We start from the raw sequence: 15,467 nt of genomic DNA, 5'->3' as shown, positions 1-15,467 counted from the left end.
GGCAGATTGGCCAAGGTGCGCTCTTGGGGCAGTGTACCGGGAAAACCGGCGATTGGGCGGGTCTTATCATGGTCGTTTAGGGCGTGAACAGGACGGTTTGGCGCAGTTAGCGCAACCAAGTTCAGGTTTAGCGCCACCATGTTTTTTCTGCCGGAAATACAGACACTTTTCGAAGACCATTAACGGCTTTTTTGCCGCATGTGTGTGACAACAATCGCACGATTCGTAGATGGCGATTGATTCGCGGCCATAAAAACGACAAAAATGCCCTACAAATAAGCGAATTGTTTCGTATGAGAGCAGGAATAGGGGTTAACCCGATGTCAAAGATTGCACTGGTGGATGACGACAGGAACATTCTGACGTCCGTATCCATGACGCTCGAAGCCGAGGGTTTCGAGGTAGAAACGTATAACGACGGGCAGGCTGCTCTGGATGCGTTTAACAAGAAGCTGCCCGATATGGCAGTGCTGGATATCAAGATGCCGCGTATGGATGGCATGGATTTGCTGCAGCGACTGCGGCAGAAGACTCAGATGCCGGTGATCTTTCTGACTTCGAAAGATGACGAGATCGACGAAGTTCTGGGTTTGCGCATGGGTGCTGATGATTATGTCAAAAAGCCCTTTTCGCAACGGTTGCTGGTTGAACGGATACGGGCCTTGCTGCGCCGTCAGGAAGCGACCTCGGGTGATCCCGTGGCTGCCAACACAGGCGACGCCAAGGTGATGGAACGGGGCGAATTGCGGATGGACCCCTTGCGCCACGCGGTGAGCTGGAAGGGATCGGATGTCTCTTTGACAGTGACCGAGTTCTTGTTGCTGCAGGCCTTGGCGCAGCGTCCGGGATTTGTCAAAAGCCGCGATCAGCTGATGGATGTTGCCTATGACGATCAGGTCTATGTAGATGACCGCACGATCGACAGCCACATCAAGCGTCTGCGCAAAAAGATGCGCGCAGCTGATCCGGAGTTTTCGGCCATCGAAACGTTGTATGGTATTGGGTATCGGTACAACGAAGAATAAGCGTGGCCTAAGTTAAGGGGTTACTGGGTCTCGTGCGCGATACTGAGCAAGAAAACGAGTTACGCGACGGTGACGTCGTTCTTGGAGATGACTGGGTCATCCCCCAGAGCGACGATTCCGCCGAACTCAGGGCCACACGCGGCCGCCGCAATCTGTTTTCCCTGCGGGGCTCGCCTCTGGCGCGCAAGATCATCACATTCAACATGATTGCATTGGTGATTCTGGTCACCGGATTGCTATATCTGGATAATTCGCGAGAAGAACAGGTGCAGCAGACCGCCCGGAATTTGGTTGGTGATGCGCAGTTGGTCAGCAACGTATTTGAAACCCAGCTGCGACAGAATGTGACTGGCATTACCCGCGACGCGGCCATCCTGGATGTCAAAGATACGTTGGCTGGTCTCAGCCTGCCGGTCGGCGGTGAAGTCTTTGTTTACGATGCCCGAGGGACGCTGATTGGTTGGACGCGCGGCGCGCCTGCGGTCTCGGAGATGCCGGTCATGCTGCGCTCAGAAGCTGATGCGCAGACTGGAAGCACACTGATCAGTGATGCCTTGAACGCGGTCTGGACCGGGCTGTCCAAAGTGTTCAAGCAAGATGAAACCAGCGAAGCGCCAACCTTGGCCCAACGCGTTCAGGCCATCATTCCACAGGCGCTGACCGGGCATATTCAGGTACAGGCGGTTCAGGATGACGCAGGCGAAACGGTTATCGTTGCTGCGGCCCCAATCCAACTGGATGGAAAGCCCGTTGGCGCAGTTGCCATGGCCGGTCCCGCCGGAGAAATCGACGCATTGGCCCGCCGTGATCAAGAGCGGATCCTGCGCATGTTCGTCGTGGCGCTTTTGGTTTCCGTTGGCTTGAGCCTTGTTCTCGCCTCGACCATCGCCAACCCGCTGGCCGATCTGGCATCCGCCGCCGAGATGGGCAAAGACCGCGGTGCGGGGGTCAACCCGGGCCGCATCCGCATCCCCGATCTGAGCGCGCGACCGGACGAAATCGGACGACTCAGCCGAGCTTTGCGCGGCATGGTTACAGCGCTGTACAACCGGATTGATGCAAACGAACAATTCGCGGCAGATGTGGCGCATGAGATCAAAAACCCCCTAGCCAGCCTTCAATCTGCTGTGGGCACGTTGCGCATGGTTAAAAGAGACGACCAGCGCGACAAGCTGATGGGGGTGATCGAACATGATGTCCGTCGGCTGGATCGTCTGGTCAGCGACATTTCGAACGCCTCGCGCCTGGACGCCGAACTGGTCAAGGAGGAAGAACAGCCATTTGATTTGTTGAACCTGATCGGAAACCTCGGTCAGTATCTGGGCGAGGATGCGCGCGCCAAGGGAATCGATTACATCACTGATCTGCCGCCCGAACCAATCACCGTGACCGGGCTTGAGGCGCGATTGGCGCAGGTGTTCGTAAACCTGATCACCAATGCGATTTCCTTCTGCGAAGAAAGCGATGCCATACGTGTGTGGGTACGCCGGCGCGAGGATCGGGTTCTGGTTGTTGTTGAAGACACTGGCCCAGGCATCCCCGAGCAGGCCCTGACCAAAGTGTTCAAACGGTTCTATTCCCAACGTCCCGTTGAGCATTTCGGCAATAACTCGGGGTTGGGTCTGGCGATCTCGAAACAGATTGTCGAGGCGCATGGCGGGGTGATTTGGGCCGAGAATATCCGCCCGACCGAAGCGGACATAACATCAGACCCTCAGGGCGCGCGATTCGTCGTGGGCCTGCCGGTTTGACGCGGTGAGCACGTCCGCACTCTCCTCTGTTGAACACAAAGATACTGCCATCGTTCACGCCTCTTGCGTCGCGGTAGCAGACCGTGCTGTTTTGATCGTGGGGCCTTCGGGCACCGGGAAGTCAGCGCTGTCTTTGCAGATGATGGCGTTGGGGGCCGATCTGGTCGCGGACGATCGGGTTCGGTTGTATATGGATGGCAATCTCGCCCTGGCAGAGGCGGCTCCAAATATCGGTGGACTGATCGAGGCAAGAGGTCTTGGCCTGTTGCGGGCAGTCTCGGTTGGGCCGGTGCCGGTTGGCTTTGTGGTGGACATGGCGCAAGAAGAACCCGAGCGCCTGCCAGAACCCCGTTCAATTCTTATCCTGAGGCAAACTGTTCCCTTGCTTCGGGGCGCTGGCGTCTCCAATTTACCAGCAGCGCTCTTGCTACTGATGAAAAACGGGTGCGCAGACCCGGAATGGCCCAATCAATGACGACCCAAAGACGCATCGTACTTGTCACCGGCCCATCCGGCGCAGGCCGGTCCACCGCAATCCGTGTCTTAGAGGATCTGGGGTTCGAGGCCATCGACAACCTTCCCATGGGTCTTTTGCTGCGTCTATTAGACGGGCCAAAAACTGACCGTCCCATGGCGCTTGGTATTGATGCGCGCAACCGCGATTTTTCCACGATTGGCGTCATCGAATTGCTGGCTAAGCTTCGGTGGATGGAACAGGTTGACCTGACCACGCTTTATCTCGATTGCAGCGATGAAGTCCTGCTGCGCCGGTATTCGGAAACCCGCAGACGTCACCCGGTGTCTGCGGATGCCAGCCCTGAAACCGGCGTGCGCCAGGAAAAAGAGTCGCTGGCCCCAATTCGTGAACTTGCAGATACGTTGATCGACACCACGCCACTGAATGTTCACCAACTGCGCGAAGAGGTAGAGCGTTGGTTTGCGCCTCAGGGTGGGCGGCATCTGGCGGTAACCATCGAATCATTTTCCTATAAGCGTGGTTTGCCTCGCGGATTGGATATGGTCTTTGACTGCCGTTTTCTCACCAACCCGTACTGGCGTCCCGAGCTTCGGGCCGAAGATGGTCGCAATTCGGATGTGGCGAGCTATATTCAAACCGACGCGAACTATGCGCCTTTCTTCGAAAGGGTGGTTGACCTGCTGACTTTGTTGTTGCCCGCCTACCGGGCCGAGGGCAAAGCCTACCTGTCCGTGGCCTTTGGCTGTACCGGAGGGCAACACAGATCGGTTGCAATGGCCGAAGCGGTTGCAAAGGCCCTTGCAGAGGGGGGGCAGCAAGTGGCAATTAGGCATCGCGAAATGGAAAGACGATCGTTGAATGTGAGGCCGGATTGATCGGGATCGTACTCGTAGCACATGGTGGGCTGGCCAAAGAATATTTGGCCGCGATGCAGCATGTGGTCGGCAATCAGCCCGGCCTGGCCGCGATCTCGATCGAGGCCGATCATGATCGCGAAGCGAAGCAATCGGAAATCTGTGCGGCCGCCGACAGTGTTGATGTTGGTGACGGTGTTGTCGTCGTGACCGATCTGTTTGGCGGAAGCCCCTCGAATCTCAGCCTGCGTGCCTGCGCGCCGCAGGATCGCCGTATCCTTTACGGCGCAAATCTTCCCATGTTGATAAAACTGGCCAAATCCCGCCACCTGCCGATTGGCGAAGCCGTGCGGCAGGCAATGGAAGCTGGACGTAAGTATATCAATGCGCAAAATGTGACGTTTGACGAGAACCGGACAGATAAAGAATGACCACCCGAAGCTTGAAAATTATCAATGAAAAGGGCCTGCATGCCCGCGCCTCGGCCAAGCTGGTTGAGTTGGTAGAAGGGTTCGACGCTCAGGCCGAGGTGTCGAAAGACGGGCTTTCCGCATCCGGCGACAGCATTATGGGTCTTTTGATGTTGGCAGCGTCTCGTGGAACGACTATTGACGTCGAGACGTCCGGACCGGATGCTGAGGCGTTGGCTGATGCGTTGGAGACTCTGGTGAACGACAAGTTCGGAGAAGGTTTCTGACCGCACCCGCCGTGATACGAAGAACGGGATAACCAGGAATTGGCGGAAACAACGCACGAGACCAAGACAGGCCCGGTGGTGGATGGGACCAAGGACCAGGGCGAGATCTATGATCGTAAGACCCTGACCTACGCAAACTCGTTCGACGACCCTTGGACTGCAACAGCGATCCGCACCATTGAATGGTGTACGGGTAAGTTGACCATTTTGGGTATGGTTAACAAGTTCGAGAAGCAGAATGAACAATTCCGCGGCCAACGGTTCTGGGCAGGTGCGCTTAATATAATGGGCATCGACCTGACCACACCAGAGGAACAGATCGCGCGTATTCCAAAAACGGGGCCCGTGGTCGTCGTAGCCAACCATCCCCATGGCATGGTCGACGGCATGATTCTGGCAGAGCTGATCGGCAGGGTCCGCAGCGACTATCGGATCTTGACCCGTTCGGTTCTGACAGGTTTGGACGAGGCGGCGACGTCGTTCATGATTCCGGTGCCCTTCCCGCACGATCCCGAGGCACAGGCCAAGATGCTTGAGATGCGCGGCAATGCGATGGAGCATCTGAAAAACGGGGGCGTTGTGGCCTTGTTCCCTTCAGGCGTTGTGATGTCTTCGGATGACTGGTTCGGGCCGGTGATCGAGCGTGAGTGGAACGTGTTCACGGCCAAAATGATCCGTCGATCCGGCGCGCAGGTCCTGCCGATCTTTTTCCCTGGCAGGAATTCGCGTGCCTACCAGATCGCCAACAAACTTTCTGCGATTCTGCGCCAGGGTTTGTTGCTGCACGAGATCGTTCGATCCTGCAACAAACCGCAATCCCCGGTGATCGGAGAACCGATCTCGGATGAGGATATGCAGCTGCTGGAGCGAGATCCGCGCGGCTTTATGGCTTGGCTCAGAAAGCACACGCTGGGTCTTGGGCAGGCAACCAAGCTCTGACCTGCAATTTCACCTGATCAGGACAATCTCGTGGCTGCGCCCGGATGAATTCCGGGCGGTGGCCTTTACCGGGTCGGCACTGGCGCCTCGCCCCGATAGTCATAAAAACCACGCTGCGTTTTACGTCCCAGCCAGCCCGCTTCGACATATTTCGTCAACAGCGGACAAGGGCGATATTTGGTATCGGCCAATCCATCATGCAGCACGTTCATAATGGCCAAACAGGTGTCCAGACCGATAAAGTCAGCCAGTTCTAGTGGTCCCATCGGGTGGTTTGCGCCCAATTTCATCGATTGGTCAATCGACTGAACATTCCCCACGCCTTCATACAGGGTGTATACGGCCTCGTTGATCATCGGCATCAGGATGCGGTTGACAATGAAAGCCGGGAAATCTTCGGCGCTGGCGGCGGTTTTGCCCAGGCGGTCTACAACGGCCTTACAGGCAGCAAATGTTGGTTGATCCGTAGCAATGCCCCGGATCAGTTCAACCAGTTGCATCACCGGAACTGGGTTCATGAAGTGAAAACCCATAAAGCGTTCGGGCCGGTCTGTTCGGCTCGCCAAACGTGTGATCGAAATAGATGACGTATTTGACGTCAGGATTGTATGCGGTTGCAGATGTGGCAGCAAACTTTCGAAAATGGCTTGTTTGACGGTCTCACGCTCGGTTGCGGCCTCGATCACCAGGTCAGTCTGGCCCAGCTGTGGCAGCTCCATTGTGGTCGTGATGCGTTTCAGCGCGGATTGCATCTCCTCATCCGAAATTTTTCCGCGCGATGCCTGGCGCGCCATATTTCCTTCAATCGTCGCCATGGCGCTGTTCAGCGCGTCCTGGCTAACGTCGTTCAGCAGAACGTCATATTCCGCCAAAGCCAGTACGTGGGCGATACCATTGCCCATTTGGCCTGCGCCAATCACTCCGACTGATTTTACATCCATTTTTTGATGCCTCTGTGCCACGGGGTAGGATGACACTATCGGCAGATCGGGGCGGGCGGCAAGGGGATCAGACCGTTCGACTTTGCTTCAAATGCGCACATTAGGAGATTCTCAAGACTTGCGGCTGCAAGATGGCATCCGGGTGAAAATTGGGTGAGTGATATGAGCTATCATCAAGCTGGCTCGGGGCGACTCGAGCATGACGTGTGCCAATACGGTGAGTCACGATTGTGGTTTCGTGGGCCAATGCGTTCGCTGGAGAAGTCATTTGTGGCCTGCGCAGGTGGGACCGAAACATTCGGGCGATTCGTCGAGCAGCCATTCGCGGCAGTTCTCGAAGAGAGGTTGGACAGACGGTGCCTGAATTTCGGAAGCCTTTTTTGCGGCGTAGATGCGCTGTGCGATGACACGGAGTTGAGGGGTTTACTGAACCAAGCAGAGCTCTGCGTGGTGCAGCTTAGCGACATATTGGGGCAGTCCAATCGATTCTACCGGGTTCATCCCCGACGCAACGACCGTTTTCTGGCTCCGACAGAGGATCTGAAATCTCTCTATCCCGAGATCGACTTTGCCGATGTCCATTTCGTACATCACCTGATGATTTTGTTGCAGGGCCGCAATGATGCGCGGTTCGAGGTAATCGCAGAAGAGCTGCGACGGAATTGGATCGACCGAATTGGGGGGCTTGTTGAGGCGCTTGAAGCGCCTGTTGTCTTGTTGAATTTGCAGGTCCTGCGTGAGGCAGAAAGTGATCAGCCCAAGCACGGTGCTGATATTCGGATCACGCCACAGATGATCGAGGCCTTGCGCCCTCTCAGCGCCGAGATCGTTGAGGTGACGGTCAGCGTGTCGGGGCAGTCCGATGAGCTTGAAGATATGCTGTTTGGAACACTGCAACAGCCCATGGCGGAATATATGATAGGTCCTGCAGCACACAGGTCGATTGCTGACGCCTTGGTCGGTCCGATCAGAAACCTGCAATGAAAAGGGCCCGCCGATGGCGGGCCCAATGCAAGATTCTTCGTGGAAAAGTCTAGCCCGTTGATCAGCCGAGTTTCTCAGTCAGTTCTGGCACGGCCTGGAACAGGTCGGCGACCAGACCGTAATCGGCAACCTGGAAGATCGGCGCTTCTTCGTCTTTGTTGATCGCCACGATGATTTTCGAGTCTTTCATACCTGCCAGATGCTGAATCGCACCCGAGATGCCGACAGCGACATACAGATCCGGGGCAACAACCTTGCCGGTCTGACCCACCTGCCAATCGTTCGGAGCATAGCCCGAGTCGACTGCGGCGCGCGATGCGCCAACTGCGGCCCCCAGCTTGTCAGCGAGACCTTCGATCAGCTTGAAGTCCTCTTCAGAACCGACACCACGGCCACCCGACACAACAACGCCAGCCGAAGTCAGCTCGGGGCGGTCGCTTGTGGCTACCTTGTCTTCCACCCAGGACGATAGACCGGGGTTCTCGCCGACCGAGATGGTCTCAACGGCTGCCGAGCCATCTTCGCCCGCAGCATCAAAACTTGCGGTTCGGAAAGTGACGACTTTTTTGGCGTCCACAGATTTGACGGTCTGGATCGCGTTGCCCGCATAGATTGGGCGTTCGAAGGTCGAGCCGTCGACGACTCCGGACGCGTCCGAGATGACCATGACGTCCAGCAGCGCGGCAACGCGCGGCATAACGTTCTTGGCATCGGTGGTGGCGGGGGCAACGATGTGCTCATAACCATCAGCAAGACCTACGATCAGCGCAGCAGTGGATTCTGCAAGGCGATGGCCCAGCGATTCGTCCTCGGCGACCAGAACCTTTGAGACGCCGGTGATCTTGGCGGCAGCTTCACCGGCAGCAGCAGCGGAACCGCCTGCGGCCAGAACGGTTACATCACCCAGTGCCTTTGCTGCGTTTACAGCTTTGGCGGTTGCGTCCAGCGCCAGTTCACCATTGTTGACTTCGGCGAGAAGAAGAACAGCCATTACACAGCCCCCGCTTCTTTGAGTTTCGCGACAAGCTCGTCTACCGAGCCGACGATGATGCCAGCGGCACGTGCCTGTGGTTCTTCGGTTTTGACGACTTCCAGGCGCGGCGAGACGTCGACGCCGTAATCATCGGCGGTTTTCTCGTCCAGCGGCTTTTTCTTCGCCTTCATGATATTGGGCAGCGACGCGTAACGGGGCTCGTTCAGGCGCAGGTCCACGGTCACGATTGTCGGCATTTTGACGCTGATGGTTTGCATGCCGCCATCGACTTCGCGGGTGATCTTTGCGCTGTCGCCGTCGATGTCGATGTCGGACGCAAAGGTGCCTTGTGACCAGCCCAAAAGAGCTGACAACATCTGACCAGTTGCATTCATGTCGTTGTCGATAGACTGCTTGCCGCACAAAACGATACCAGGCTGCTCTTCCTCGACCACTTTGGCCAGGATCTTGGCAACGGCCAGAGGTTCTATGTCCTGATGGACATCATCTGCAGCAACGACCAGGATGGCACGGTCCGCGCCCATGGCCAGCGCAGTGCGCAGTGTTTCCTGGGCTTGTTTTACGCCGATAGAAACAACGACGACTTCGTCTGCCTTGCCTGCTTCTTTCAGGCGGATTGCCTCTTCGACAGAAATTTCGTCGAACGGGTTCATCGACATTTTGACATTGGCGAGATCGACACCGCTGCCATCCGCTTTGACGCGAACTTTAACGTTATAGTCAATCACGCGTTTGACAGGCACGAGTACCTTCATTTTGCGCTAGCTCCTCACAAAAAACGGCAAGCCGCGTCGCGACTCCACCAATGTTCATGAGGGCTTGAATAGCGATTCAATTCAGGCGGCAACAGGGCAAAATCGTCACGTCATCTGCAACGGACGTCGCGTTTTGCTATTTTTGACGTGACCAAGCACCACACATCCACCCAAAAGGCAGGAAGCTATCGGTTTGCGCCCGCCCGTCGGGCCGGGGCTTCGCCCTTCCGGTCGCCGCCGCGTCCACTGGACGCAACGCCGCTTTCAGCGGTTCGCGCCCGGAACCCACAGAACATCTTCAGTTCCGTTTTCATTGGCACAACGGGCTGCGACGAAGAACCAGTCGCTCAGACGGTTCAGGTACTTGACTGCGGTTTCGTTGACCGGCTCCATGTTGGTCAACTCAACCGCAAGCCGTTCGGCCCGGCGAGATACGGTTCGACATACATGCAGATGCGCCGCAAGACGCGAGCCACCGGGCAGGATGAAACTGCGCAGTGGTTCCAAGGCTTCGTTCATCGCGTCGATTTCAACCTCGAGCCGGTCAATCTGCGAGGGCACGATGCGCAGAGGCGGATAGTCTGCTTCGGCATCCTTTTCCATGTCGGAACGACAGAAATCTGCGCCCAGATCAAACAGGTCATTCTGAATGCGGGCGAGTGCAGCTTCGACATCCCCATCTGCCTCGGTCCGGGCGACGCCGACAAAGGCGTTCAACTCGTCCACGGTGCCATAAGCGGTCACGCGGCCCGAGTATTTGGCGACGCGTTCGCCATTGCCGAGTGCGGTTTTGCCATCATCACCGGTGCGGGTGTAAATCTTGTTCAATACGACCATTTACTGACCTCCCTGACCGCGCAGCCAGACGTAAAGCACGATCAGAATCACGGCGATGAACTGAAACAGGATACGCAGGCGCATATACTTGTTGCTTTTCAGTGCCGCGTCCCTGCCGCTTTTGCCAAAATTCGAGATGCCAAGCGCCAATACGACGACAACCGCCGCCATGGCCAAAAGCAAAATGACCATCATTAGGTCCATGAGTACACCGTCCGTGTTTCTGTTTGCCTAGGGCTATCATCTAGCCCCGTGCGTGCCAAAAGCGAACGGGTTATTTCGCCTCAGACCCCTGCAAGGATGCGGTCAATCGCACGTGTCGATAGAATGCGGCGCAAACAACCGGCGATAAATGTAGGTGTTGTCACATAGTATCGGGGGCGCGGGCGCTTGGATTCTACGGCGTGGGCCAGCTTGGTCGTAACCGCTGATGCGGGCAGTTCAAACCGATCCGGCCCCGACGATTCGTACAGTCTTTTCAACAAAGAGGACTCATACCGCTCGCGCAGGGCCGAGTTTTGCCAGTTGATGAACCGCTCGAAGAATGGGATTGAGTTTTCGCGGATTTTAGATGTGATCGGGCCAGGTTCGATCAAAATGACCTTGATCCCCGTATCAGCCAGTTCCAGGCGCAGTGTATCCGTCAGCCCTTCGATTGCATATTTCGTGGCAACATAGGCGCCGCGCCACGGATAGGCCACCAGACCCAGCACCGAAGAGTTCTGAACGATTCGCCCGTGTCCTTGACTGCGCATAATCGGGATGACCTGCCTGGTCAGTTCGTGCCAGCCAAAGAAGTTCGCCTCGAAAATCTGACGCAGGCCTTCGGTCGGCAGGTCCTCGACCGCGCCGGGCAGGCCATGTGCGCCATTGTTGAACAGCGCGTCCAGGGTGCCTCCGGTGGCCTCCAACACTTCGTTCAAACCCGACGATATGCTGGCCGTATCGGTATAATCAATGCGCGGGCTTTCAAACCCCTGCGCCCGCAACCGGTCGCAATCGCGCTGTTGTTTGCACGAGGCAAACACGCGCCAACCCCGCGCGCGCATCCCATGCGCCGCATCCAGTCCGATGCCCGATGAGCAGCCAGTAATTAGAATGGTCTTCTGCATGATTTTCCCGATTCTGAACCAGCCCCAAGCTAGGGTGCACAGAGTATGGGAACAATCATTGCTCCACGTCAGTCTGGTGTTTTTCTGACCAAAGAGGTCGAAATCCACCCCACCTGTTGCTGCGGCAACACGCGCAGTCGCAACCATCCGGTGCCCGAGTCACTTAGCACCTCGACCTTCTGGCCGATGCGCGCTTTGCCAACAATCGGGTAGATCGTTCCAGGGCCGTCACGCATGTTCACGCGGGTCCCGGAGATTTCCCGGATATCTTTCCTGGGTTCAGGCTGGGCGGCGGGTTCAGGCTGCACGTCCTTGGTGATTTGCTTTAGGCCAGTTACACCGTCTTCCAGGGACGCAAGCGTGATGCTGGCAGTCTGATCGTCAAACACCGAAAGCGCGTTGAAAGTGTCCAGACTGGCGGGTTCTGCGACAATCGCTGCGACTGCTGGCTGGGGATCAATCGGGCGCTCGCGCACGACCGGCGAGCGCATAGCGACATTTGTCACAAGCTCTTTTGCCGGAGACGGTGCTACGGTTTTGGGGGCCGCTTTCGAGGCGACTCGCACAGGCTGTTCTGACCGCACACCGCGCGGCTCGAAATTAGGCCCGCCACTCATGACGTAAAAGCACCAGCCAAGTGCAGCGAAACTCATTACAATCAGGCGCGTCATGGCGCATCCCCCGGTCGATCAATCAAAACAAAAAAAGGCAGCAGACTAATGTCAGACATCCTAGCATAATTCGCGACCCAAGTCGAAAAACGGGGGAAATCGGGGGGTTGCCTCCCCCTGTTGCAAAAAGCGCCACTTGTCCCCAGTAAAATATGTCTTGCTTGCTTTACCCGCGCGCCCTTGCGTCGTATCACATCATCTATGAATGATACGATCGACGACCCCAATATGGTGGCCCCCGGAAACGGGGGCGAAGTAGCCGAACCGCTGCGCCGCGCGATTGGTGAACGTTATCTGACCTATGCGCTGTCCACCATCATGCACCGGGCCTTGCCCGATGCACGGGATGGTCTGAAGCCGGTGCATCGGCGAATCCTCTATGCGATGCGCGAACTGCGACTCAGTGCAACGGGCGGGTTCCGTAAGTCGGCGAAAATCTCGGGCGATGTGATGGGTAACTATCACCCGCACGGCGATGCCGCGATTTATGACGCGATGGCGCGTTTGGCGCAGGATTTTAATGTGCGCTATCCGCTGGTCGACGGGCAGGGGAATTTCGGCAATATCGACGGCGATAACCCGGCGGCCTCTCGTTATACCGAAGCTCGGATGACCATCGTGGCCGAGGCTCTGCTTGAGGGTCTGAACGAGGATGCTGTCGATTTCCGTGACAACTATGACGGCACGCTGACCGAACCGGTGGTTCTGCCCGCGCTATTTCCGAATCTGCTGGCCAATGGCTCCAGCGGTATTGCGGTGGGCATGGCGACGAATATCCCGCCACATAACATCTCGGAACTGTGTGACGCCTGTTTGCATCTGATCAAGACGCCGGATGCGCGCGACGATACGCTTCTGAACTACGTGCCCGGACCGGATTTCCCAACCGGCGGCGTAATCGTTGAACCGCCTGCGAATATCGCGCAGGCCTATCGCACCGGGCGCGGGTCATTCCGCCTGCGCTGTAAGTTCGAGGTCGAGGATCTGGGCCGCGGTCAGTGGCAGATCGTCGTCACCGAGATTCCCTATCAGGTTCAGAAATCGAAGCTGATCGAAAAGATCGCCGAGCTGATTCAGACCAAGAAAATCCCGATCCTTGGCGACGTTCGTGACGAATCCGCAGATGACATTCGCCTGATCCTTGAGCCGCGTTCCAAGAACGTAGACCCCGAGGTGCTGATGGGAATGCTTTATCGTAACTCAGACCTTGAGGTGCGATTCAGCCTGAACATGAACGTGCTGATCGACGGGGTGACACCCAAAGTCTGCTCGATGAAAGAAGTGCTTCGCGCTTTCCTGGATCACCGGCAAGAGGTTCTGCTGCGCCGGTCGCGCCACCGGATGGCCAAGATCGACCATCGGCTGGAGGTGTTGGAGGGCTTTATCGTTGCCTTCCTGAATCTTGACCGCGTGATCGACATTATCCGCTATGACGATGACCCCAAGGCTGCGCTGATGCGCGAAGACTGGGGCATCGACCATGTCCGCGCCACCAATGAGGCCGACTATGTCTCGCCCAAACCGGGCGAGGGCGAGCTGTCCGAGGTCCAGGTCGACGCAATTCTCAACATGCGTCTGCGCAGCTTGCGTCGTCTGGAAGAGATGGAGCTGGTTCGCGAACGCGATGAGCTGATGTTGGAACGTGCCAATCTCGAAGATCTGCTAGCCGATGAAAGCCTGCAATGGGCCAGTATCGCCGAGCAGTTGAAAGAGACCAAGAAAACCTTCGGCAAGGACTATGAGGGCGGCGCGCGGCGCACCCAGTTTGCCGAAGCCGGTCAGGTCGAAGAGGTCCCGCTTGAGGCGATGATCGACCGCGAACCGATCACGGTTGTCTGCTCTCAGATGGGCTGGATTCGCGCCATGACCGGCCATATCGACCTGAACCGCGAGTTGAAATTCAAGGATGGCGATGGGCCACGGTTTATCTTCCATGCGGAAACCACCGATCGGCTGCTGGTCTTTGCCTCGAACGGTCGATTCTATACGATCAGTGCCGCGAATCTGCCCGGCGGTCGGGGTATGGGCGAGCCGCTGCGCCTGATGGTCGACCTGCCGAATGAGGCGCAGATAATCGACATCCTGATCCACAAGCCGGGGCGCAAGCTGCTGGTGGCCTCGGATGCGGGTAACGGCTTCACCGTGCCCGAGGATGATGTGCTGGCACAGACCCGAAACGGCAAACAGGTGCTGAACGTCAAAGGCGACGAAACAGCGATTATCTGTAAGCCGATCGAAGGTGACCACGTTGCAGTGGTTTCTCAGAACGGCAAGTTTCTGGTCTTCCCGACCGAGGAACTGCCTGAAATGACCCGCGGCAAGGGCGTTCGCCTGCAGAAATACAATATGGCGCGCGGGCGGCAGGGGACGCTGGAATTGGACGGCGGGCTGTCAGATATCACCACCTTCAACTGGGAAGAGGGCCTGAAATGGTCCATGGGTGGCGACAAGACCCGGCACGAGGCAGATCTTTCGCAATGGCTGGCCAAGCGTGCCAGCGTCGGGAAAAAGCCGCCATACGGCTTCCCGCGTGATTTTAAATTCTCCTGATCAGGCCCGGTCACAGAGGATTTATGCCGATACGGCTTGGCACAAGCCGTATCGGTGCGTTAGATCAAAGAAAAACAGGCCTATCGAGACGAGATATGTTGCGCATTTTGACACTGATCACCGGATTGGCCCTGATGGGCGCCTGCACCCAAACGCAGGTTTACGAAGAGCCTGAGACGCTGGGCGAATTCAAGTTGCGGGTAAACTATGCCTTTGCCGATAAGGCGGTGCAGGGGCCGGTAAGCCGGGATGCGACGCCCGACGAATGGACTGCTGCCATTCAAAACGCGGTGGACATCCGCCTTGGGCGCTATACGGGCGCTCAGGAATACGACATCGGCATCAGCCTCGAGGGCTACATGCTGGCCCCTCCCGGAATTCCGGTGATCTACAACCCTAAGAGCACTGCGATTGTTCTGGTCAACGTTTATGACGTGAACAAGAAAGAGTTTCTTGCCAAAGGTAAGCAATTCCAGGTGCTGGAAGACACAACCGGCGGCAGTGCCCTGAAAGGTTCGGGCCATGAACGGACGAAACAAGAGCAAATGAGCGGGCTGGCTCTGAAAGTTGCGGACCGAGTCGAAGAATGGTTGGCCGAGGAACATTTGGAAAACGGTTGGTTCGACCGGCGTCCCGAACTGATCCAGCCACTCGATTCAGGTGAAGCAACGCAAAATCCGGCTTAAAGAACGGCATTTCCCGCAGGATGTGCTTGATTTTCTCCTTTGAACCCAATATCTCGCGCGCGCAGATGTAACCACGGGACCAAGGGTCCCCCAAAGCACAAAAGGGCGCCTGAGGAATGGCAAAGGAAAAGTTTGAGCGTAATAAGCCGCACGTCAACATCGGCACGATTGGCCACGTTGACCACGGCAAGAC

The 15,467-nt window shown here is 56.9% G+C and carries 18 protein-coding genes; 10 read left to right on the top strand and 8 right to left on the bottom strand.

Features of this window, described 5'->3' with window-relative positions:
- The first annotated feature begins 320 nt into the window (after positions 1–320).
- The 7 genes from AC2FH8_RS16890 to AC2FH8_RS16860 are packed head-to-tail and all read left to right on the top strand — an operon-like array spanning position 321 to position 5,744.
- Positions 321–1,025, top strand: coding sequence for a response regulator transcription factor (locus AC2FH8_RS16890; protein ID WP_142639269.1), 705 nt, complete (start codon positions 321–323; stop codon positions 1,023–1,025).
- Between the two features lie 32 nt (positions 1,026–1,057).
- Entirely contained in the window at positions 1,058–2,776 is a 1,719-nt protein-coding gene (locus AC2FH8_RS16885; protein WP_496690310.1) for a sensor histidine kinase, read from the top strand.
- A gap of 4 nt (positions 2,777–2,780) precedes the next feature.
- Positions 2,781–3,251: an HPr kinase/phosphorylase gene (locus AC2FH8_RS16880; RefSeq protein WP_496690309.1), complete on the top strand. Its 471-nt coding sequence runs from the start codon at positions 2,781–2,783 to the stop codon at positions 3,249–3,251.
- The gene (gene rapZ / locus AC2FH8_RS16875) at positions 3,236–4,129 is read left to right on the top strand and encodes an RNase adapter RapZ (RefSeq protein WP_271951311.1); all 894 of its coding nucleotides are present in this window, start codon (positions 3,236–3,238) and stop codon (positions 4,127–4,129) included. Before AC2FH8_RS16880 ends, rapZ begins: the two co-directional genes overlap by 16 nt.
- The gene (locus AC2FH8_RS16870) at positions 4,126–4,539 is read left to right on the top strand and encodes a PTS sugar transporter subunit IIA (protein ID WP_142639275.1); all 414 of its coding nucleotides are present in this window, start codon (positions 4,126–4,128) and stop codon (positions 4,537–4,539) included. The genes rapZ and AC2FH8_RS16870 overlap by 4 nt, the downstream gene beginning before the upstream one ends.
- Positions 4,536–4,805, top strand: coding sequence for an HPr family phosphocarrier protein (locus AC2FH8_RS16865; RefSeq protein ID WP_142639277.1), 270 nt, complete (start codon positions 4,536–4,538; stop codon positions 4,803–4,805). The genes AC2FH8_RS16870 and AC2FH8_RS16865 overlap by 4 nt, the downstream gene beginning before the upstream one ends.
- Positions 4,806–4,844: 39 nt before the next feature.
- Positions 4,845–5,744: a lysophospholipid acyltransferase family protein gene (locus AC2FH8_RS16860; RefSeq protein ID WP_271951305.1), complete on the top strand. Its 900-nt coding sequence runs from the start codon at positions 4,845–4,847 to the stop codon at positions 5,742–5,744.
- 65 nt (positions 5,745–5,809) lie between these two features.
- Here AC2FH8_RS16860 and AC2FH8_RS16855 read toward each other — a convergent pair whose 3' ends face one another.
- Positions 5,810–6,685 (bottom strand): 3-hydroxybutyryl-CoA dehydrogenase, encoded by an 876-nt coding sequence (locus AC2FH8_RS16855; protein ID WP_142639281.1) that lies wholly within the window; start codon positions 6,683–6,685, stop codon positions 5,810–5,812.
- A gap of 162 nt (positions 6,686–6,847) precedes the next feature.
- Between AC2FH8_RS16855 and AC2FH8_RS16850 the strand changes: the two genes are divergently transcribed.
- Positions 6,848–7,669 (top strand): DUF6473 family protein, encoded by an 822-nt coding sequence (locus tag AC2FH8_RS16850; protein ID WP_246097305.1) that lies wholly within the window; start codon positions 6,848–6,850, stop codon positions 7,667–7,669.
- Between the two features lie 61 nt (positions 7,670–7,730).
- On the opposite strand, the gene AC2FH8_RS16845 is transcribed toward AC2FH8_RS16850, so the two are convergent.
- From AC2FH8_RS16845 to AC2FH8_RS16820, 6 genes are all read right to left on the bottom strand, one after another.
- Positions 7,731–8,660 (bottom strand): electron transfer flavoprotein subunit alpha/FixB family protein, encoded by a 930-nt coding sequence (locus AC2FH8_RS16845; RefSeq protein ID WP_142639283.1) that lies wholly within the window; start codon positions 8,658–8,660, stop codon positions 7,731–7,733.
- Entirely contained in the window at positions 8,660–9,418 is a 759-nt protein-coding gene (locus AC2FH8_RS16840; protein ID WP_496690308.1) for an electron transfer flavoprotein subunit beta/FixA family protein, read from the bottom strand. The genes AC2FH8_RS16845 and AC2FH8_RS16840 overlap by 1 nt, the downstream gene beginning before the upstream one ends.
- Positions 9,419–9,682: 264 nt before the next feature.
- On the bottom strand, positions 9,683–10,255 hold the full coding sequence (locus AC2FH8_RS16835; protein ID WP_496690307.1) for a cob(I)yrinic acid a,c-diamide adenosyltransferase: 573 nt from the start codon (positions 10,253–10,255) through the stop codon (positions 9,683–9,685).
- Positions 10,256–10,459: a twin transmembrane helix small protein gene (locus AC2FH8_RS16830; RefSeq protein WP_142639289.1), complete on the bottom strand. Its 204-nt coding sequence runs from the start codon at positions 10,457–10,459 to the stop codon at positions 10,256–10,258. It abuts the gene before it with no gap.
- Positions 10,460–10,539: 80 nt separating this feature from the next.
- Positions 10,540–11,367, bottom strand: coding sequence for an SDR family NAD(P)-dependent oxidoreductase (locus AC2FH8_RS16825; RefSeq protein ID WP_271951289.1), 828 nt, complete (start codon positions 11,365–11,367; stop codon positions 10,540–10,542).
- A gap of 68 nt (positions 11,368–11,435) precedes the next feature.
- On the bottom strand, positions 11,436–12,038 hold the full coding sequence (locus AC2FH8_RS16820) for an SH3 domain-containing protein (protein WP_246097307.1): 603 nt from the start codon (positions 12,036–12,038) through the stop codon (positions 11,436–11,438).
- A 201-nt stretch (positions 12,039–12,239) separates the two neighbouring features.
- Here AC2FH8_RS16820 and AC2FH8_RS16815 point away from each other — a divergent pair, with 201 nt between their 5' ends.
- Both AC2FH8_RS16815 and AC2FH8_RS16810 read left to right on the top strand, forming a co-directional pair.
- Positions 12,240–14,588 (top strand): DNA topoisomerase IV subunit A, encoded by a 2,349-nt coding sequence (locus tag AC2FH8_RS16815; protein ID WP_496690306.1) that lies wholly within the window; start codon positions 12,240–12,242, stop codon positions 14,586–14,588.
- A 95-nt stretch (positions 14,589–14,683) separates the two neighbouring features.
- Entirely contained in the window at positions 14,684–15,274 is a 591-nt protein-coding gene (locus AC2FH8_RS16810; RefSeq protein WP_496690305.1) for a hypothetical protein, read from the top strand.
- On the opposite strand, the gene AC2FH8_RS16805 is transcribed toward AC2FH8_RS16810, so the two are convergent.
- Positions 15,271–15,467 (bottom strand): hypothetical protein (locus AC2FH8_RS16805; protein ID WP_271951280.1); only part of this gene is annotated, 197 nt, incomplete at its 5' end. The genes AC2FH8_RS16810 and AC2FH8_RS16805 overlap by 4 nt on opposite strands.

It is taken from the genome of Ruegeria sp. CDSC025, from assembly GCF_059610805.1.
The sequence above is the reverse complement of the archived record's forward strand: the minus strand, read 5'-3'. Positions and strand labels throughout refer to the sequence as shown.

What these genes read in the sequence shown, in the direction of transcription:
- AC2FH8_RS16845 (WP_142639283.1), bottom strand. Translation starts at nt 8,660, where the DNA reads ATGGCTGTTCTTCTTCTCGCCGAAGTCAACAATGGTGAACTGGCGCTG.
- AC2FH8_RS16820 (WP_246097307.1), bottom strand. Translation starts at nt 12,038, where the DNA reads ATGACGCGCCTGATTGTAATGAGTTTCGCTGCACTTGGCTGGTGCTTT.
- AC2FH8_RS16850 (WP_246097305.1), top strand. Translation starts at nt 6,848, where the DNA reads ATGAGCTATCATCAAGCTGGCTCGGGGCGACTCGAGCATGACGTGTGC.
- AC2FH8_RS16835 (WP_496690307.1), bottom strand. Translation starts at nt 10,255, where the DNA reads ATGGTCGTATTGAACAAGATTTACACCCGCACCGGTGATGATGGCAAA.
- AC2FH8_RS16815 (WP_496690306.1), top strand. Translation starts at nt 12,240, where the DNA reads ATGAATGATACGATCGACGACCCCAATATGGTGGCCCCCGGAAACGGG.
- AC2FH8_RS16890 (WP_142639269.1), top strand. Translation starts at nt 321, where the DNA reads ATGTCAAAGATTGCACTGGTGGATGACGACAGGAACATTCTGACGTCC.
- rapZ (WP_271951311.1), top strand. Translation starts at nt 3,236, where the DNA reads ATGGCCCAATCAATGACGACCCAAAGACGCATCGTACTTGTCACCGGC.
- AC2FH8_RS16825 (WP_271951289.1), bottom strand. Translation starts at nt 11,367, where the DNA reads ATGCAGAAGACCATTCTAATTACTGGCTGCTCATCGGGCATCGGACTG.
- AC2FH8_RS16865 (WP_142639277.1), top strand. Translation starts at nt 4,536, where the DNA reads ATGACCACCCGAAGCTTGAAAATTATCAATGAAAAGGGCCTGCATGCC.
- AC2FH8_RS16855 (WP_142639281.1), bottom strand. Translation starts at nt 6,685, where the DNA reads ATGGATGTAAAATCAGTCGGAGTGATTGGCGCAGGCCAAATGGGCAAT.
- AC2FH8_RS16840 (WP_496690308.1), bottom strand. Translation starts at nt 9,418, where the DNA reads ATGAAGGTACTCGTGCCTGTCAAACGCGTGATTGACTATAACGTTAAA.
- AC2FH8_RS16830 (WP_142639289.1), bottom strand. Translation starts at nt 10,459, where the DNA reads ATGGACCTAATGATGGTCATTTTGCTTTTGGCCATGGCGGCGGTTGTC.
- AC2FH8_RS16810 (WP_496690305.1), top strand. Translation starts at nt 14,684, where the DNA reads ATGTTGCGCATTTTGACACTGATCACCGGATTGGCCCTGATGGGCGCC.